The sequence below is a fragment of the Cytobacillus sp. C11.1 genome, assembly GCF_058145115.1.
This window is the reverse complement of sequence record NZ_CM176935.1, coordinates 777,926-796,297: the sequence shown is the minus strand read 5'-3', so window position 1 is coordinate 796,297 and position 18,372 is coordinate 777,926. Positions and strand designations below refer to the sequence as shown.

At 41.9% G+C, this 18,372-nt stretch carries 18 protein-coding genes, 1 pseudogene and 1 other annotated feature; all 19 genes and pseudogenes read left to right on the top strand.

From position 1 onward, the window contains the following. Positions 1-18 precede the first annotated feature (18 nt). The 19 genes and pseudogenes from mcsA to rplK all read left to right on the top strand — a co-directional run bounded on the left by mcsA (position 19) and on the right by rplK (position 18,250). Positions 19-567, top strand: coding sequence for a protein-arginine kinase activator protein McsA (mcsA, locus tag AC3ZVC_RS04095; protein ID WP_490066349.1), 549 nt, complete (start codon positions 19-21; stop codon positions 565-567). A 2-nt stretch (positions 568-569) separates the two neighbouring features. After that, the gene (gene mcsB / locus AC3ZVC_RS04090) at positions 570-1,649 is read left to right on the top strand and encodes a protein-arginine kinase McsB (RefSeq protein ID WP_490066347.1); all 1,080 of its coding nucleotides are present in this window, start codon (positions 570-572) and stop codon (positions 1,647-1,649) included. A gap of 4 nt (positions 1,650-1,653) precedes the next feature. After that, complete coding sequence (gene clpC / locus AC3ZVC_RS04085; protein ID WP_490066345.1) at positions 1,654-4,104, top strand: ATP-dependent protease ATP-binding subunit ClpC; 2,451 nt, start codon at positions 1,654-1,656, stop codon at positions 4,102-4,104. A 314-nt stretch (positions 4,105-4,418) separates the two neighbouring features. After that, positions 4,419-5,798, top strand: coding sequence for a DNA repair protein RadA (gene radA, locus AC3ZVC_RS04080; RefSeq protein WP_490066341.1), 1,380 nt, complete (start codon positions 4,419-4,421; stop codon positions 5,796-5,798). Positions 5,799-5,800: 2 nt separating this feature from the next. Beyond that, positions 5,801-6,874 (top strand): DNA integrity scanning diadenylate cyclase DisA, encoded by a 1,074-nt coding sequence (gene disA, locus AC3ZVC_RS04075; protein ID WP_490066338.1) that lies wholly within the window; start codon positions 5,801-5,803, stop codon positions 6,872-6,874. 238 nt (positions 6,875-7,112) lie between these two features. Beyond that, entirely contained in the window at positions 7,113-8,201 is a 1,089-nt protein-coding gene (locus tag AC3ZVC_RS04070) for a PIN/TRAM domain-containing protein (protein ID WP_490066337.1), read from the top strand. Positions 8,202-8,294: 93 nt separating this feature from the next. Further along, a complete protein-coding gene (gene ispD, locus AC3ZVC_RS04065) occupies positions 8,295-8,984 on the top strand; it encodes a 2-C-methyl-D-erythritol 4-phosphate cytidylyltransferase (protein WP_490066336.1) in 690 nt (229 codons plus the stop codon). A 50-nt stretch (positions 8,985-9,034) separates the two neighbouring features. Next, positions 9,035-9,550 (top strand): 2-C-methyl-D-erythritol 2,4-cyclodiphosphate synthase, encoded by a 516-nt coding sequence (gene ispF / locus AC3ZVC_RS04060; RefSeq protein WP_490066335.1) that lies wholly within the window; start codon positions 9,035-9,037, stop codon positions 9,548-9,550. Between the two features lie 149 nt (positions 9,551-9,699). Then, positions 9,700-11,157, top strand: coding sequence for a glutamate--tRNA ligase (gene gltX / locus AC3ZVC_RS04055; RefSeq protein WP_490066334.1), 1,458 nt, complete (start codon positions 9,700-9,702; stop codon positions 11,155-11,157). Positions 11,158-11,408: 251 nt separating this feature from the next. Beyond that, positions 11,409-11,670, top strand: a binding site (T-box leader). 211 nt (positions 11,671-11,881) lie between these two features. After that, positions 11,882-12,549, top strand: a pseudogene (cysE, locus tag AC3ZVC_RS04050) (serine O-acetyltransferase). Next, on the top strand, positions 12,530-13,933 hold the full coding sequence (gene cysS, locus AC3ZVC_RS04045; protein ID WP_490066333.1) for a cysteine--tRNA ligase: 1,404 nt from the start codon (positions 12,530-12,532) through the stop codon (positions 13,931-13,933). The pseudogene cysE and the gene cysS overlap by 20 nt, the downstream one beginning before the upstream one ends. Before the next feature lie 3 nt (positions 13,934-13,936). After that, positions 13,937-14,362: a Mini-ribonuclease 3 gene (locus tag AC3ZVC_RS04040; protein ID WP_490066332.1), complete on the top strand. Its 426-nt coding sequence runs from the start codon at positions 13,937-13,939 to the stop codon at positions 14,360-14,362. Next, the gene (gene rlmB / locus AC3ZVC_RS04035) at positions 14,359-15,102 is read left to right on the top strand and encodes a 23S rRNA (guanosine(2251)-2'-O)-methyltransferase RlmB (protein ID WP_490066331.1); all 744 of its coding nucleotides are present in this window, start codon (positions 14,359-14,361) and stop codon (positions 15,100-15,102) included. The genes AC3ZVC_RS04040 and rlmB overlap by 4 nt, the downstream gene beginning before the upstream one ends. A gap of 2 nt (positions 15,103-15,104) precedes the next feature. Next, positions 15,105-15,614 (top strand): NYN domain-containing protein, encoded by a 510-nt coding sequence (locus AC3ZVC_RS04030; protein ID WP_490066330.1) that lies wholly within the window; start codon positions 15,105-15,107, stop codon positions 15,612-15,614. 4 nt (positions 15,615-15,618) lie between these two features. Continuing rightward, on the top strand, positions 15,619-16,341 hold the full coding sequence (gene sigH / locus AC3ZVC_RS04025) for an RNA polymerase sporulation sigma factor SigH (protein WP_181396140.1): 723 nt from the start codon (positions 15,619-15,621) through the stop codon (positions 16,339-16,341). A 98-nt stretch (positions 16,342-16,439) separates the two neighbouring features. Further along, entirely contained in the window at positions 16,440-16,583 is a 144-nt protein-coding gene (gene rpmG, locus AC3ZVC_RS04020) for a 50S ribosomal protein L33 (protein WP_490066329.1), read from the top strand. A 136-nt stretch (positions 16,584-16,719) separates the two neighbouring features. Next, on the top strand, positions 16,720-16,902 hold the full coding sequence (gene secE / locus AC3ZVC_RS04015) for a preprotein translocase subunit SecE (protein WP_110067536.1): 183 nt from the start codon (positions 16,720-16,722) through the stop codon (positions 16,900-16,902). 148 nt (positions 16,903-17,050) lie between these two features. Further along, complete coding sequence (gene nusG / locus AC3ZVC_RS04010; protein ID WP_110067537.1) at positions 17,051-17,584, top strand: transcription termination/antitermination protein NusG; 534 nt, start codon at positions 17,051-17,053, stop codon at positions 17,582-17,584. A 240-nt stretch (positions 17,585-17,824) separates the two neighbouring features. Further along, complete coding sequence (rplK, locus tag AC3ZVC_RS04005) at positions 17,825-18,250, top strand: 50S ribosomal protein L11 (protein ID WP_009336545.1); 426 nt, start codon at positions 17,825-17,827, stop codon at positions 18,248-18,250. The last annotated feature ends 122 nt before the right edge of the window (positions 18,251-18,372 follow it).

Genomic DNA, 18,372 nt, shown 5'->3' with positions numbered 1-18,372 from the left:
AGCTGGAGAGGTGAATTCATGATTTGTCAGGAGTGTAATCAAAGGCCGGCAACGCTGCATTTTACAAAGGTAGTAAATGGTGAGAAAGCAGAGTTTCATCTTTGCGAAAAGTGTGCGCAGGAGAAAGGTGAAATGTTCATGCTTGGCAGCGGTTCCGGTTTTTCAATAAATAATTTGCTGGCAGGCCTGCTGAATATTGAACCTGCGTTTCAAGGATCGAATCAGGATCCTTTCCAGCAGGAAAAGGTATTGCAGTGCGAACAATGTTCCATGACCTTTCAACAGTTTATTAAAGTAGGGAGATTTGGATGTGCTCATTGCTATGAAACCTTTAAAGAACATCTGAATCCTATACTTAGAAGGCTGCACAGCGGGAATTCCTCACATAACGGAAAAATTCCTGCAAGAATAGGCGGAACTATTCATTTGCGAAGGAATATTGACGAACTGAAACATAAGTTAAAAGAAATGATTGCCCAAGAAGAGTTTGAAAAAGCGGCAGAATTAAGAGACGAAATAAGGAAGTTGGAAAAACAGCTCAATGCCAATCATGAGGGAGGGGAATAAGCTTGTCGCTGGAACGTTTCATGAATCAAGCTATTAGCTCCTGGATGAGTGCTGAAGGCCCTGATTCCGATATTGTCTTAAGTTCGCGAATCAGGCTCGCTCGCAATATTAAACAATATAAATTCCCAACTTTATTTTCAAACGAAGAAGCAAAAGCGGTTATCCAAAAAGTGAGGGAAAGGGTGGAGCATTCTTCCTTTTCAAAACTAGGAGAGTTGGAACTCCTATTAATGGATGAACTTCAGCCTCTTCAAAAAAGAGTATTAATGGAAAAACACCTAATTAGTCCACACCTTGCTGAGAATTCAACTCATGGTGCCTGCCTTCTTTCAGAAAATGAAGAGGTAAGCATTATGATTAATGAAGAAGACCATATACGGATTCAATGTTTGTTTCCAGGGTTTCAGCTTTTGGAAGCCTTAAGTATGGCAAATAAAATAGATGATTGGCTGGAGGAAGAAGCCGATTATGCTTTTGATGAAAATGTTGGCTTTTTAACAAGCTGCCCGACAAATGTGGGGACTGGTCTTAGGGCATCCGTTATGATGCATTTGCCGGGTCTTGTGCTTACCCAGCAAATGAACCGGATTATCCCGGCGATTAATCAGCTTGGCTTAGTAGTTAGAGGAATTTACGGTGAAGGCAGCGAAGCATTAGGTAACATCTTTCAAGTTTCAAACCAGATCACACTCGGAAAATCAGAAGAGGATATCGTAGAGGATTTGAAAAGTGTTGTCAGCCAGCTAATTTCACAGGAAAGATCAGCAAGGGAAGCATTAGCAAAGACTTCTAACATACAATTAGAAGACAGAGTCTTCCGCTCTTATGGCGTTTTATCAAATTGCCGAATTATTGAATCGAAGGAAGCCGCTCAATGCTTATCCGATGTTCGCCTGGGAATAGATATGCAGTATATAAAAAACATATCAAAAAATATTTTAAATGAGCTGATGATCCTGACACAGCCTGGCTTTTTGCAGCAATATGCAGGCGGGCCGCTTAGGCCTCATGAACGCGATATCCGCAGGGCTTCAATAATCAGGGAAAGACTAAAAATGGAAGATCAAGAGTTAGGAGGATGAAATTATGATGTTCGGACGATTTACGGAAAGAGCTCAGAAGGTATTGGCTTTAGCACAGGAGGAAGCAATCCGGTTAGGCCATAATAACATTGGGACAGAACATATCCTGCTTGGACTGGTACGCGAAGGAGAAGGTATAGCCGCAAAAGCCCTATATGCATTGGGTCTTGGTTCTGAGAAGATCCAAAAAGAGGTTGAAAATCTAATAGGCAGGGGACAGGATGCTTCCCAGACTATCCACTATACACCGCGAGCTAAAAAGGTAATTGAGCTATCCATGGATGAAGCCAGAAAGCTTGGACACTCATATGTTGGTACCGAACATATCCTGCTGGGACTTATCCGTGAAGGAGAAGGCGTAGCAGCAAGAGTTCTCAATAATCTTGGAGTCAGCCTTAATAAAGCGCGCCAGCAGGTGCTGCAGCTGTTGGGCAGCAATGAGTCAGGCGGCCATCAAGGTGGTTCGGCTGCTAATGCCAATACGCCAACTCTTGATGGATTAGCCCGTGATCTAACAGCTATTGCAAGGGAAGGAAGCTTGGATCCAGTAATTGGGCGCAGCAAAGAAATTCAGCGTGTCATTGAAGTATTAAGTCGACGTACGAAAAATAACCCGGTTCTTATTGGTGAGCCAGGGGTCGGTAAAACAGCAATTGCAGAGGGATTGGCACAGCAAATCATTAACAATGAAGTGCCGGAAACGCTTCGTGATAAAAGGGTTATGACTCTGGATATGGGTACAGTTGTAGCAGGTACCAAATATCGAGGTGAATTTGAGGACCGCCTGAAAAAGGTGATGGATGAAATCAGGCAGGCGGGTAACATTATTTTATTCATTGATGAGCTTCATACCTTAATAGGAGCCGGTGGAGCTGAGGGTGCTATTGATGCGTCAAATATCTTAAAACCATCTCTTGCTCGCGGTGAACTTCAGTGTATTGGGGCAACTACACTTGATGAATATAGAAAATATATTGAAAAGGATGCAGCGCTTGAAAGACGTTTCCAGCCAATTACGGTTGATGAGCCCACTGCGGAAGAATCCGTACAGATTCTGGAGGGACTCCGTGACCGCTATGAAGCCCACCATCGCGTAACAATTACAGACGCAGCAATTGCGGCAGCTGTAAAACTTTCAGACCGATATATCTCAGACCGCTTCCTGCCGGATAAAGCGATCGATTTAATAGATGAAGCAGGTTCAAAGGTAAGACTTCGTTCCTATACAACGCCGCCTAACTTAAAAGAGCTTGAAGTTAAGCTGGAGGACGTCAGAAAAGAAAAAGATGCTGCAGTTCAAAGCCAGGAGTTTGAAAAAGCCGCCTCTTTAAGGGATACAGAGCAGCGTCTGCGCGAGCAGCTTGAAGAAACAAAGAAAACGTGGAAAGAAAAACAAGGCAAGGAGAATAGTGAAGTTACTGTAGAGGATATTGCCAATGTAGTTTCCAGCTGGACTGGTATTCCTGTTTCCAAATTAGCACAAACAGAAACAGAAAAGCTACTGAATCTGGAAGAAATCCTTCACTCCCGTGTAATTGGGCAGGAGGAAGCTGTTAAGGCCATTTCTAAGGCAGTCCGCCGGGCACGTGCAGGACTTAAAGATCCTAAGCGCCCAATTGGTTCCTTTGTATTCCTTGGACCAACAGGGGTTGGTAAAACAGAATTAGCACGTGCATTAGCAGAAGCGATGTTCGGTGATGAGGATGCCATGATTCGCATCGATATGTCCGAGTACATGGAGAAGCACTCCACATCCCGTTTGGTAGGATCGCCTCCAGGTTATGTTGGCTATGAAGAAGGCGGACAGTTAACGGAAAAGGTTCGGAGAAAGCCATATTCAGTTGTTCTTCTGGATGAAATCGAAAAGGCGCATCCAGATGTGTTCAATATCCTATTGCAGGTATTGGAAGACGGAAGATTAACAGATTCAAAAGGAAGAACCGTCGATTTCCGCAATACCGTACTTATTATGACATCCAATGTTGGTGCTGAGGCGCTTAAGCGCAACAAATATGTGGGCTTCAATATTCAGGATGGAGAACAGGATTATAAAGATATGAAAGGAAAAGTAATGGAAGAGATGAAGAAATCCTTCCGTCCGGAATTCCTTAACCGTATCGATGAAATTATTGTTTTCCATGCATTGGAAAGGAAGCACCTTCAGGAGATCGTTACGCTTATGTCTGACACATTAACAAAACGACTTAAAGAACAGGATATTTCACTGGAATTAACAGATGCGGCCAAAGAGAAAATTTCTGTTGAGGGCTATGATCCGGAATACGGTGCACGTCCGCTCCGCAGAGCGATTCAAAAGCATATAGAGGACCGCTTATCCGAGGAACTGTTAAAGGGAACAGTCCTAACTGGGCAAAGCGTTGTAATAGATGTAAAGGATGGAGAATTTGTTGTTAAAACCGCTGAAGCCAGCGGCACACCAAACCTTCAAAAATAAATATCTTACATCCAAAGACTGAACACAGCAAAAAGGTACACGTCCCTGTTATACGTGTACCTTTTTGTACTCTTTTGGACATGATCGTTAAAATAAAATATGCAGTGTTCAAACAGGTTTATTTGGCAGTTTTATGTTAATTTTAAAAGAGATAACGAGGATTATTTAATATATTTCATCACGAAAACATTTTAAGACGCGTGAAAAAGGGAATAGGGGAGTAAACGGAACTTCTCACATCACTGGCTTCTCTGCAAAGTCATTAAGATTCCTTTATGGCGGCTGAAATGGATGTTCAGAGAAGGAGAAGAAGGATGGCTAAAAGAAAAACAAAGTTTATGTGCCAGGAATGCGGCTATGAATCACCAAAATGGATGGGGAAATGTCCGGGATGCGGCCAGTGGAATACAATGGTCGAAGAAGTGGAAAAGCCAGCATCAACGAGAAGAGGAGCTTTTGCCCATTCACAAGGATCAGCTATTGCTGCGAAAGCAACACCTATTACATCAATAGAAACTGTGAGCGAACCGCGTATTTACACTGATTTACATGAATTAAACCGAGTATTGGGCGGCGGAATTGTCCGTGGTTCTCTAGTGTTAATTGGAGGAGACCCTGGTATCGGGAAATCAACGCTTCTTCTTCAGGTTTCATCACAGCTGGCGATTAAGAAGCATTCAGTTTTATATATATCAGGTGAAGAATCAATGCGCCAGACAAAGCTGCGTGCTGATCGCTTAGGCGTTTCTTCGGAAAGTTTGCTGGTGTATTCGGAAACAAGTCTTGATGAAATCAGCAGAACAATTGATAGTGTGGATCCTGACTTTGTTATTATCGACTCCATTCAAACGATCTTCCATCCGGAAGTCACATCCGCACCCGGAAGTGTGTCCCAGGTAAGGGAATGTACAGCCGAACTGATGAGGATTGGCAAAACAAAAGGCATCGCCATTTTTATCGTTGGTCATGTTACAAAAGAAGGGTCGATCGCAGGTCCAAGACTTTTAGAACATATGGTTGATACGGTTTTATACTTTGAAGGCGAGCGCCATCATACATACCGAATCTTACGGGCTGTAAAAAACAGGTTTGGATCAACAAACGAAATGGGCATTTTTGAAATGAAGGAATTTGGGCTCGAGGAAGTCGCAAATCCATCGGAAATTTTCCTTGAAGAACGATCTCAGGGGGCAGCAGGTTCTACAGTGGTGGCTTCGATGGAGGGGACAAGACCTGTACTGGTTGAAATTCAGGCACTGATTTCACCAACAAGCTTTGGGAACCCAAGGCGTATGGCTACGGGAATTGACCATAATCGTGTACCGCTTCTTATGGCCGTCTTGGAAAAAAGAGTCGGAATGCTGCTGCAAAATCAGGATGCGTACCTGAAAGTAGCAGGAGGAGTAAAGCTTGATGAACCGGCCATTGATTTAGCAATTGCTGTAAGTATCGCTTCAAGTTTTCGGGATAAACCAACAAAAGCGACTGATTGCATTATTGGCGAAGTAGGGCTGACAGGAGAGGTCCGCAGAGTGTCAAGAATTGAACAAAGGGTACAAGAAGCGGCAAAGCTGGGGTTTGAGAGAGTCATTATGCCTGCGAATAATCTTGGAGGCTGGAGTGCGCCGAAAGGGATTGAATTAATCGGAGTAAATTCTGTCAGTGAAGCACTAAAGGCTGCGTTAGGAGGATAAAGATGGAGACAAAAAAATTGGGCGAAAAAACAATGAGCGAAATCCTTCAATTTATGGCTCCGGGTACACCTATCAGGGAAGGAATTGATAATGTCCTTCGAGCCAATACTGGCGGCTTAATTGTTTTAGGTTCAAAAGAAAAGATGAATAGCCTTGTGGATGGGGGCTTCTTGATCAATTGTCCATTCACACCAAGTTATTTGTATGAGCTGGCTAAAATGGATGGAGCCATTATTTTAAATGAAGAAGGAAATAAAATCTTAATTGCCAATGCCCAGCTTGTTCCTGATCCAGGTGTTCCTTCTACAGAAACAGGAATGCGGCATCGGACTGCTGAAAGAGTTGCCAGGCAGACGGGCGCTTTGGTGATTGCCATTTCCCAAAGGCGCAATGTCATTACATTGTATAAGGGGCATGCACGTTATGCATTAAGGGATATTGGCGTTATTCTAACGAAGGCAAATGTTGCCGTTCAGACACTTGAAAAGTATAAAGTGGTTCTTGAACAAAGTATAGGCAACCTGAGCATTTTGGAATTTGAGGAACTTGTTACATATAGTGATATCCTTCATGTTTTTCATAATATTGAAATGGTGCTGCGCATTAAAAATGAACTTCTAACCTATTTAAGCGAACTAGGAACAGAGGGAAGGCTTATTAGGCTTCAAATGAATGAACTGTTAACAGAGCTTGAAAGAGAAGCAGAGTGGATTATCAGAGATTATGCCCAGTCAAAAGATATTGATTCCAGGGATACGATTATTAAGCTTCAGGAACTTTCAAAGGGGGAAATGCTGGAGGACTCAGTAATACTAAAGCTTTTAGGCTATAACGGTTATATTCACACGGAGGAATTCAAATGTCCCCGCGGCTATCGGGTGCTGAATAAAGTCCCGCGCCTTCCGCCTATTATTATTGAAAATCTAATAAATCGTTTCGAAGAGTTTCCTAATATTATTGCGGCATCCGTAGAGGACTTGGATGAAGTGGAAGGAATTGGAGAAGTGAGAGCCAGAAAGATTAAGGAAGGGCTTAAGCTTATAAAAGAACAGGTTTTTGCAGATCGGCAGCTATAACAGACCATTGAACTATGTAAAAGGTTATGCTAAAATGGTAAGTTATTTATTTGACAGTTTATTGCCAATGATGCTACCCTTAGGTTGTATCAAGGTATAAAATATGCAACAAATGTATCTTCACTTAAGTGCATAATTAGTATCCTAAGATAACTTTTGATTAGAAAGATAAAAATCTCTGTAATTGAAGGTTTCAATTTTGGGAATTTGTTTATAATGAGTAAAAGGAGGTGAAGGAATGTTAAGACGTATTGTACAGGCATGCTTCCTTATTATCGGGGTAACGCTTGGTATATTTTTGATTCCTGACTTATTGAAATTAATTAATTTAAACGACATTCCTCTTTTAAATAATCCATATGTGTCCGCCATTTTAGGTGCTATTATTTTTTATCTTATAACTTTTTGGGCGGTTGATCATGTCGTCAATTTTGTGAGATGGGCAGAAGAATCACTCGTAAAAGTACCTATAACTGATATTATATTCGGAAGTGTCGGCCTTGTTTTTGGATTAGTTATTGCTTTTTTAATCGGATATGCGCTGAATGCGATTGAGGTGCCCATCCTGAATACAGTGGCACCGATTGTATTGACATTGCTGTTTGGCTACCTTGGTTTTCAGGTGGGATTTAAAAAGCGCGATGAACTTTTAACCTTGTTCACAAGCAAGAAAAAGAAAACAGGTGAAGAAGAGCCAGAGCCGGAAGCAGCGGCTAAAAACGAGCTTAAAATTCTTGACACTAGCGTTATTATTGACGGGCGTATTGCTGACATCTGTCAAACCGGTTTCCTGCAGGGCACGATTGTTATTCCGCAGTTTGTGCTGGAAGAGCTTCAGCATATTGCTGATTCATCAGATGTATTAAAACGCAACCGCGGACGAAGAGGGCTGGATATTTTAAACAGAATCCAAAAAGAGCTTTCCATTAAAGTTGAGATTTATGAAGGTGACTTTGAAGAGATTCAGGAAGTTGACAGCAAGCTTGTCAAACTTGCGAAAATAACAAATGGTGTGGTTGTAACCAATGACTTTAACTTAAACAAAGTTTGTGAATTGCAAAAGGTGGCTGTCCTGAACATTAATGACCTGGCTAACGCCGTGAAGCCTGTTGTGCTTCCTGGAGAAGAAATGAAGGTGCAGGTAATTAAAGATGGGAAGGAACAGAACCAGGGAATTGCTTACCTGGATGATGGCACTATGATCGTTGTTGAAGAGGGTCGCAGCTATATTGGCAAACATATTGATGTTCTTGTCACAAGCGTTCTGCAGACATCAGCGGGAAGAATGATCTTTGCAAAACCCAAGCTTTTAGAAAAAGCTTTATAATGTATGCTCAAAAAAGTAGGACAGATTGTGCCGGGGAATGATTTTCCTCCGCCTTTTTGCCCTACCTTTTTTAGGAGATAGGAGTAATCTTTTATGAGTTACCAAGTAATCCTACCAGCTGCTGGCCAGGGAAAAAGAATGGGAGCAGGAAAGAATAAACTTCTGCTGAAGATCGGTGAGATACCTGTTTTTATACATACTTTAAGAGTCTTTGAGAATGATTCAGAATGCACAGGCATTTATTTGGCTATAAACCCACAGGATAAGGAAGAGATGCAGGTTCTCTTAGAAGAGCATAATATCACAAAAGTAACTGCAATGATTCCTGGCGGAGAGGAAAGGCAGCACAGTGTTTATAATGCCGCAAAAGCAGTGGCTGGTGAAGGGATTGTACTTGTCCATGACGCCGCCCGCCCTTTTATAACCCAGGAATTGCTGAGGCCGCTTGTGAAGATGGCGGAAAAAAAGGGGGCTGCTGTTTTGGCTGTCCCGCTAAAAGACACGGTTAAAAAAGCAGATGGAAATTTGATCGCAGAAACTCTTGAACGTTCCTGCCTGTGGGCTGTTCAAACTCCGCAGGCTTTTCGTATTTCTGCCTTAAAAGAAGCTCACCAGAAAGCGGAAGAGGAGCATTTTTTTGGCACCGATGATGCCAGTCTTGTGGAGCGGTTAGGCAAAGAAGTGATGATTGTTGAGGGAAGTTACGATAATATTAAGCTGACAACACCTGAAGATATATATTTTGCTGAAGCGATAATGAAGAAAAGAAAGAATAAGCAATAGCCTTTTGGACGATATTGCTCATCACTAAATAGAAAAAAGGGGATTAGAATATGTTTCGGATTGGACAAGGTTTTGATGTTCATCAATTCGCTGAAGGGCGCCCTTTGATCCTTGGCGGAATAGAGATACCATATGAGAAAGGGCTACTCGGCCACTCGGATGCGGATGTGCTGCTTCATACTGTTGCTGATGCTTGTCTTGGTGCCATTGGTGAAGGCGATATTGGGCGGCATTTCCCTGATACAGATCCTGAATTTAAGGATGCTGATTCAGCAAAATTACTTGAATATATATGGGGGATTGTAAAAGAAAAAGGGTATGAGCTAGTGAATGCAGATTGCACTATTATTGCCCAAAAGCCAAAGATGGCTCCACATATTGCCAAAATGCAGGAGCGGATTGCTCAGCTTCTGGAAACTGAAGCTGTAAATATCAATGTAAAAGCAACAACAACCGAGAAGCTTGGTTTTACAGGAAGAGAAGAGGGGATTGCTTCACAGGCAGTTGTTTTGCTGAAAAAGAAAGACAACCAAAAAATTCTTTCAGATGAAAATCCAGAGTGTTAAAATATAGCTTATCGCAGTCTAACGGGCAGTAAGACTCTGAGGATAAGCAGCACGACATCATGTCGCAACGTCTCACCAGCATGTCCTGTGCGTCGAAAACCCCAACTGATTGAGTTTCACTTTATCGAGATTTTGAGGAGGCAATAATTATGTCAAACGAAATCCGCGTTCGCTACGCTCCGAGCCCAACCGGGCACTTACATATCGGAAACGCTAGAACCGCGCTATTCAACTACTTATTCGCAAGAAGCAAAGGCGGGAAGTTCATTATCCGCATTGAAGATACAGATAAAAAACGCAATATTGAAGGCGGAGAGGAAAGTCAGCTTCATTATTTGAAATGGCTCGGAATTGATTGGGACGAGAGCATTGACAAAGAAGGCGAATATGGTCCATACCGCCAATCTGAAAGAAATCATATCTATGAAACATACTATAAGGAATTACTTGAGAAAGGGCATGCCTATAAATGCTACTGTACGGAAGAAGAACTGGAAGCTGAGCGTGAAGCTCAATCTGCAAAAGGCGATACACCTGCTTATTCAGGTAAATGCCGCCATTTGACAGAAGAAGAAAGAGCTGCTCTGGAAGCAGAAGGCAGAAAACCGAGCATCCGCTTCTTAGTGCCAAAAGGCAAGGTGTTCAAATTCAATGATATGGTAAAAGGTGAGGTATCATTCGAATCTGATGGCTTTGGCGATTATGTAATCGTCAAAAAGGACGGTACACCTACTTATAATTTTGCGGTAGCAGTGGATGACCACTTAATGAAAATCTCTCATGTTCTGCGCGGCGATGACCATATCTCCAATACGCCTAAGCAGCAGATGATTTATGAAGCATTGGGTTGGGAAATTCCTAAATTTGGCCATATGACTTTGATTGTCAATGAAAGCCGTAAAAAGCTAAGCAAGCGTGATGAGACAATTATTCAGTTTATCGAACAATATGAAGACTTGGGCTATTTACCTGAGGCTCTTTTTAACTTTATTGCTTTGCTTGGCTGGTCTCCAGCTGGAGAGGAAGAAGTATTCTCCAAGGAAGAATTCATTGAAATCTTTGATGAAAGCCGTTTATCCAAATCACCTGCCTTGTTTGATAAGCAAAAGCTAACTTGGATGAACAATCAGTATATTAAGAAGCTGGATGAAGATCGTTTAGTGGCCATTTCTGCGCCTCATTTAGTTAAAGCCGGAAAAATCAGCGAAAACTGGAATCAGGAAAACGAACAATGGGTTCGAAGGCTAATTACTCTTTACCAGGAAAAAATGAGCTTTGGCGCTGAGATTGTGGAACTATCGGAATTGTTCTTCACAGAAGAAATGACCGTAGATGAAGAAGCCAAGGCGGTTCTTGCGGAAGAGCAAGTACCTGAAGTGCTATCTGCCTTTTTGAAGGAAATAGAAACACTTGCAGAATTCAAAGCTGACGAAATTAAAGCAGCAATGAAGGCTGTCCAAAAGGCAACAGGTCATAAGGGCAAAAAGCTATTTATGCCAATCCGCTCTGCAACAACCGGGCAAACGCATGGCCCTGATCTGCCTCAAGCAATCGAGCTTTTAGGAAAAGAAAAAGTAAAAAGCCGTTTGATGAGCATTATTGGTTAACATCTTGGAGAAAATGTAATATAGTATAAAGTAAAACTTACCTCAGCAGAGGCTTGCCCCCGCTTAGGGTTAGTTGAGGCCCGTAATAATGCGGGTCACTCAGACGTTGCCACAGAGTGTCGATATTAGTCTGAGTTCTGCTATACGGGCTCTTAGGGGCAGTTGACCCCGGTCGGATTATTTTAATTACAAAAACGATTTTCCTGCAGGGGGCGTATTGCCCGTTAATGCGGGATAAAGTAAATTCATAAATGAAAGTGTTGAAGAGGAAAAGTAAGAAAAAGAAGCTTTTTAGAGAGAACCATCACCGGCTGAAAGTGGTTTAAGCCTCTCTTTTTCCGAAGTGCGCCTCTGAGCCCCATATTGAACGGATGAAACATCCTTCCCAGATAATAATTCTCGGTGAATTCATGTTTCTCAAGTAGATTTGGGCGGAGCTCCTTCCGTTAACAGGTTAAAGTTGAGACTTCTGAAGTCTAAACAGAGTGGAACCGCGTGTTAAGCGTCTCTGTCCTATTGTGGCAGGGGCGCTTTTTCATTTTCTTGAGGCTAAGTTAAAGCTCATTATTGATTTTGGCACTCTATTGATTGGAGCGAAATCAACAGGCGGATTTAAAGGGAAATACAGCCTATTTCCCAGAAAATACTATATGGGGAAAATACCTGGCCTTCTTAGGCCGTATATAAAAAATAAATGGAGATTATGTTAGGAGGGGAAAGAACGATGTTTGCAAGAATGAAGGAAGACATCGAAGTAGTATTTGAACAAGACCCGGCGGCAAGAAGCTATTTGGAAGTAGTATTAACGTATTCTGGGCTTCATGCGATTTGGTCACACCGTATTGCCCATGCGCTTTTCAAACGGAAGTTTTATTTCCTTGCAAGAGTTGTTTCCCAAATCAGCCGATTTTTCACAGGAATTGAAATCCATCCAGGTGCAAAAATCGGCAGACGTTTTTTTATCGATCATGGCATGGGTGTGGTAATCGGGGAAACGTGTGAAATCGGCGATAACGTAACTGTTTTTCAGGGTGTTACACTAGGCGGAACCGGTAAAGAAAAAGGAAAGCGGCATCCAACTATTCAAGACAATGCGCTAATTGCTACCGGGGCGAAAGTTCTTGGTTCCATTACCATTGGGGAAAATTCAAAAGTAGGAGCAGGGTCAGTTGTCCTCCATGAGGTTCCGCCCAATTCAACTGTAGTCGGTATTCCTGGCAGAGTAAAAATCCGGGATGGTGTAAAAGTGAAAAAGGACTTAAATCATACGGATCTCCGGATCCAATTGCAGACCGTTTCAAGGAAATGGAAAATGAGCTGCAAGCTTTAAAAAGTGAAGTTGAGACCTTAAGGAAAGAAAGGAGCCAGGTGCATGGCCATTCAGATTTATAATACACTTACACGGCAAAAAGAAGAGTTTATCCCGTTAGAAGAGGGAAAAGTGAAAATGTATGTGTGCGGACCAACCGTATATAACTATATCCATATAGGAAATGCCCGTCCGCCAATTGTATTTGATACAGTAAGGAGATATCTTGAATTTCGTGGTTATGATGTTCAGTATGTCTCCAATTTTACAGATGTTGATGATAAGCTGATTCGTGTAGCGAATGAGCTTGGAGAGGATGTTCCAAGCATTGCGGAACGTTTTATCAACGCTTACTTTGAAGATGTTTCAGCACTTGGCTGCAGACAAGCGGATGTCCATCCGAGAGTGACTGAAAGCATGGAAATTATTATTGATTTTATCCAGACCTTGATTGACAAAGGCTATGCTTATGAGTCAGAGGGGGATGTGTATTACCATACCCGTAAATTCGATGAGTATGGAAAACTCTCACACCAGTCCATTGACGAATTGCGTGTCGGAGCCCGTATTGCAGTCGGAGAAAAGAAACAGGATTCCCTTGATTTTGTGCTTTGGAAAGCAGCGAAGGAAGGGGAAATCTCCTGGGATAGCCCATGGGGTAAAGGAAGACCTGGCTGGCATATTGAATGCTCTGCTATGGCAAAGAAATACCTGGGGGAAACCATTGATATCCATGCTGGCGGACAGGATTTGGCTTTCCCGCACCATGAAAATGAAATTGCGCAGTCAGAAGCTTTGACAGGGAAAACATTTGCCCGTTATTGGATGCATAATGGCTATATTAATATAGATAATGAAAAAATGTCTAAATCACTTGGGAATTTCGTTTTGGTTCATGACATTATCCAGAAACATGACCCTCAGGTTCTCAGATTTTTTATGCTTTCTGTACACTACAGGCACCCAATCAATTACAGTGATGAATTGCTTGAAAATACACGCTCAGGGCTTGAGAGAATCAAAACTTCTTATCAAAATTTGAAACACCGCAAGGAAACAAGCGTAAATCTGCCTGACAACAATCAGGAGTGGATTGGTAAAATAACCGCTCTTCATGAACAATTCATTAAAGATATGGATGATGATTTTAACACAGCCAATGCAGTTTCCATCTTGTTTGAGCTATCAAAATTAGCAAATTATTATTTGATGGAGAAGAACACTGCTGTTGAAGTGATTGACGCATTCACGAATGAGTTTGAAACACTATTTGAAGTTTTGGGCCTTACTCTTGAGGAAGCCAATGGGGAACTTTTGGATGAGGAGATCGAGCAGTTAATCGAACAGCGCCAGCAGGCCAGAAAAGAACGCAATTTTGTACTGGCTGACAAGATCCGCGACGAGCTGAAAGAGATGAATATCATCCTTGAAGATACACCGCAGGGAATTAGATGGAAAAGAGGCTAAAGGATGCTTCACTATGATAATAAAGTAGATGAAAAACAATTGAATAGTCTTGCTTTGGCGTATATGGGGGATGCTGTTTTTGAAACCTATATACGCCACCATCTGATACAAAACGGACGGGTCAGGCCTCACCTTCTTCACAAGGAGGCAACATGGTATGTTTCTGCAAAAGCACAATCCATGATCATACATGAATTGATTAATTTCGATATTCTGACAGAAGAGGAATTGGCGGTTGTGCGCAGGGGCAGGAATGCCAAATCTGGTTCTGTCCCAAAAAATACCGATGTACAAACGTACAGGTACAGTACGGCTTTTGAATCCTTGATCGGATATTTGTTTTTATCCAAAAGTAAAGAGCGGATGGAAGAGCTGATTATAAAATCAATTAGTTTAGTCGAGGAGAAGAAAGGAGGAGCGGTAAAATGAGCCAGGATTTTATCATTGGGAAAAACCCTGTTATTGAAGCATTAAAATCAGAGAGGGATATTAATAAGATATTTATTGCTGAAGGTTCGCAAGGCGGCCAGATGCAGCAGGTAATCGGTTTGGCAAAATCAGCCGGTGTGCTTGTCCAGTTTGTCCCTAAAAAGAAAATCGATCAGATGGCAGAAGGAAACCATCAGGGAGTCATTGCCCAGGTTGCAGCGTATCAGTATGCAGAGATCGACGACCTTTTCGCAGCAGCTGAAAAGAAAAACGATGCCCCATTCTTTCTATTGCTTGATGAGATAGAAGACCCACATAACCTCGGATCCATTATGAGAACGGCCGATGCTGTCGGGGCACATGGGATTATTATTCCGAAGCGGAGGGCTGTGGGGCTTACCGCAACTGTGGCCAAGGCATCCACTGGAGCGATTGAGTATATTCCCGTCGTGCGCGTTACCAATATGGCAAGGACAATTGATGAATTGAAAGAAAGAGGCGTATGGATCGCGGGTACAGATGCGAAAGGGAAAGAAGATTACCGCCAATTCGATGGAACAATGCCAATAGGGCTTGTTATCGGAAGCGAAGGAAAAGGCATGGGCCGACTTATTCGGGATAAATGTGATTTTCTTATCCAATTGCCAATGGCTGGACATGTTACCTCGCTAAATGCATCAGTTGCGGCTGCTCTTCTTATGTATGAGGTTTATCGGAAACGGCATCCTCTTGAGGGATAAAAATGGACATCCTTATTGTTGACGGGTACAACATAATTGGTGCATGGCCAGAACTCAGGGAGCTGAAAGATAAAGATTTATCGTCTGCCAGAGACCGCCTGATTGAAAAAATGGCCGAGTACCAGGGATATTCCGGTTACAGAGTTATAGTCGTTTTTGATGCCCACTATGTAAAGGGAACAGAAAAAAAATTTAAGAATTCAAAAGTTGAGGTAATTTTTACCAGAAATAATGAAACAGCCGATGAGCGCATTGAAAAATTGGCGATCGATTTAAGCAACATTAAAACGCAAATCCATGTAGCCACTTCGGATTTTACAGAGCAATGGGTCATCTTTGGCCAAGGCGCTCTAAGGAAGTCTGCAAGAGAATTGCTTAATGAAATGAATCTGATCGAAAGCAGCATTGAAAAAAAGGTTAAAAAAATTCAGCAAAGAAAGCCTGTTTCCAAAATTCCCCTAAGTGACGAAGTGGCAGAAATTTTTGAAAAATGGCGCAGAGGAGGCCAATGAGCGGTTGACGCTTGAAAAAGCCCTGCTGTATAATATTTCTAACCATGCTTGTACGGTCGGGGGGATCCTAGTGAGTGCTGACTTCAAGACAATCGACGAAAATCTAATAGACTTTATTCAGCTTGAGGACGAAGAGTTAGTTGATCTGGTGCATAAAGGAGAAAGTGAAGCACTGGATTATCTGATTCATAAGTATCGCAATTTCGTGCGGGCAAAAGCAAGATCCTATTTTTTAATTGGCGCAGATAAAGAAGACATTGTGCAAGAGGGAATGATTGGCTTATATAAAGCAATTCGTGACTTTAAAGAGGACAAGTTATCCTCCTTTAAAGCATTTGCCGAATTATGCATTACCAGGCAGATTATCACGGCCATCAAGACGGCGACGCGCCAAAAACATATTCCGCTGAATTCGTATGTTTCTTTGGACAAGCCTATTTATGATGAGGAATCTGACCGAACCTTAATGGATGTAATTTCAGGTGCAAAGGTCATGGATCCTGAAGAGCTTATTATTAACCAGGAAGAGTTTGACCATATCGAAATAAAAATGTCCGAGCTTCTGAGCGATCTGGAAAGAAAAGTGCTTGCCTTATATTTGGACGGGCAGTCTTATCAGGAAATCTCCGAGGAACTCAACCGCCATGTTAAATCAATTGACAATGCCTTGCAGCGTGTAAAAAGAAAGCTGGAAAGATATTTGGAAGTGCGTGAATTTTCATTATAGACATTATCTTCCAAACCCGCACTCTTTTTGCAGTTATTGACATGTTTTAGGGAGCGTGTTAAAGTTTTAAGGGCGTAAAGAGACTAGTAGGTGGGAATATGACTAAAAAAGCAATTTTGGCCTGTTCTGTTTGCGGTTCGAGAAATTACTCCACGGCAGGCAAGAATGATTCTGAAAGGCTGGAACTGAAGAAGTTTTGCAGTACATGCAGTACTCATACGATCCATAGAGAAACAAAGTAGTTTAGATATAGATTAGAAGAAGTACCCTTTTAATAGCCAGAAAGCTTAATGGTGTCTTGCGGACTAGGAGTATGTTATGATGCCGTTTACGCTTTTCTGTTGAAGGATATATCTCTTGAAAGTTGGGGGTTACGAAATGCAGCGCATCGTGAATTTTTTCCGTGAAGTTGGACGAGAAATGAGAAAGGTCAGCTGGCCTAAACGCAAAGAATTAACAAACTATACTGTGACGGTTCTTGCTACAGTTACATTCTTTGCTTTGTTTTTTGCAGTGCTTGACCTGGGTATTTCTGAATTGATTCGTTTTATTCTTGAATAACCCCTGAGTTTCCATGGTATAATGGAGAATAACACAGGAAACATTTGCAAAGCCCGGAAACGGGTTTTTTCATTTGGTCAAAAAGTTATGTTGTGATGGTAAATAATTTGTTTAATACAGGGAGGGAAGGACGATCAAGTCCTCTTGAATGGAAAAGAATTGGTATGTTGTTCATACGTACTCTGGCTATGAAAATAAAGTAAAAGCCAACTTGGAGAAACGTGTTGAATCTATGGGTATGCAAGACAAAATCTTCCGTGTAGTGGTTCCGGAAGAAGAAGAAACAGAATTGAAAAACGGCAAGAAGAAAGTAGTAAAGCGAAAGGTTTTCCCTGGTTATGTACTAGTGGAAATCGTTATGACAGATGATTCCTGGTATGTTGTAAGGAATACTCCTGGCGTAACTGGTTTCGTCGGCTCTGCGGGTTCAGGTTCAAAGCCTACTCCATTATTGCCGGAAGAAGTGACAAACATTCTTAAGCATATGGGTGTTGAAGAAAAACGATTCGATATTAACTTTGAAATCGGTGAAACGGTTCAAGTCAAAGAAGGCCCGTTTGCAAACTTCACAGGTACCATTGAAGATATTGATAAAGATAAGGCAAAGATCAAAGTGCTTGTAAACATGTTTGGCCGTGATACTCCGGTAGAACTTGATTTTTCACAGATTGAAAAGCTGTAGGAAACTGCCAAAATGCTTGATGCATTGGTTGGATAATGCTTGCTCTGTGAAAGTACTTTTATAGATCTTTGTAAAAAAACTTGAAATCGTCTTTAAAAAGTGATAATATTTCATAGGTCAGTATGTCTCGACAATGAGGCTGGACATTTGTCAAGTTCTTTATCTTAATATAAAGACTATAAGTTGAGTGGGAGGGAATTTCCCTATTACCACATCACGGACTTTAAGGAGGTGTGTCTCGTGGCTAAAAAAGTAATCAAACTTGTTAAGTTACAAATCCCTGCAGGTAAAGCTAACCCTGCACCACCAGTAGGACCTGCACTAGGTCAAGCGGGTGTTAACATCATGGGATTCTGTAAGGAATTTAACGCTCGTACAGCTGAACAAGCTGGCTTAATCATTCCTGTTGAAATCACGGTTTTTGAAGACCGTTCATTTACATTTATTACGAAAACTCCTCCTGCTGCAGTTCTTCTTAAGAAGGCGGCTGGAATCGAGTCTGGTTCTGGTGAACCAAACCGTAATAAAGTAGCAACAGTCAAGCGTGACAAGGTACGCGAGATTGCTGAAACAAAGATGCCTGACCTAAACGCTGCAAGTGTTGAAGCTGCAATGCGTATGGTTGAAGGTACTGCACGCAGCATGGGTATCGTTATCGAAGACTAATCCATGCATGTAAATTTATAATGTGTGCACTTTGAATGTTGGACAACTGTCCAGCTTCAGAAATTTTAACGCATTTCTGTTTATGATTGAGGTTGCGACGCTGAATTTGGTTTCACTCGCAA

Excerpts from the sequence above, each read along its gene's own strand:
- mcsA (WP_490066349.1), top strand. The coding sequence starts at position 19 with ATGATTTGTCAGGAGTGTAATCAAAGGCCGGCAACGCTGCATTTTACA.
- ispF (WP_490066335.1), top strand. The coding sequence starts at position 9,035 with ATGTTTCGGATTGGACAAGGTTTTGATGTTCATCAATTCGCTGAAGGG.
- radA (WP_490066341.1), top strand. The coding sequence starts at position 4,419 with ATGGCTAAAAGAAAAACAAAGTTTATGTGCCAGGAATGCGGCTATGAA.
- ispD (WP_490066336.1), top strand. The coding sequence starts at position 8,295 with ATGAGTTACCAAGTAATCCTACCAGCTGCTGGCCAGGGAAAAAGAATG.
- cysS (WP_490066333.1), top strand. The coding sequence starts at position 12,530 with ATGGCCATTCAGATTTATAATACACTTACACGGCAAAAAGAAGAGTTT.
- secE (WP_110067536.1), top strand. The coding sequence starts at position 16,720 with ATGCAGCGCATCGTGAATTTTTTCCGTGAAGTTGGACGAGAAATGAGA.
- gltX (WP_490066334.1), top strand. The coding sequence starts at position 9,700 with ATGTCAAACGAAATCCGCGTTCGCTACGCTCCGAGCCCAACCGGGCAC.
- AC3ZVC_RS04070 (WP_490066337.1), top strand. The coding sequence starts at position 7,113 with ATGTTAAGACGTATTGTACAGGCATGCTTCCTTATTATCGGGGTAACG.
- rpmG (WP_490066329.1), top strand. The coding sequence starts at position 16,440 with ATGACTAAAAAAGCAATTTTGGCCTGTTCTGTTTGCGGTTCGAGAAAT.
- disA (WP_490066338.1), top strand. The coding sequence starts at position 5,801 with ATGGAGACAAAAAAATTGGGCGAAAAAACAATGAGCGAAATCCTTCAA.
- AC3ZVC_RS04030 (WP_490066330.1), top strand. The coding sequence starts at position 15,105 with ATGGACATCCTTATTGTTGACGGGTACAACATAATTGGTGCATGGCCA.
- clpC (WP_490066345.1), top strand. The coding sequence starts at position 1,654 with ATGATGTTCGGACGATTTACGGAAAGAGCTCAGAAGGTATTGGCTTTA.
- nusG (WP_110067537.1), top strand. The coding sequence starts at position 17,051 with ATGGAAAAGAATTGGTATGTTGTTCATACGTACTCTGGCTATGAAAAT.
- rlmB (WP_490066331.1), top strand. The coding sequence starts at position 14,359 with ATGAGCCAGGATTTTATCATTGGGAAAAACCCTGTTATTGAAGCATTA.
- AC3ZVC_RS04040 (WP_490066332.1), top strand. The coding sequence starts at position 13,937 with ATGCTTCACTATGATAATAAAGTAGATGAAAAACAATTGAATAGTCTT.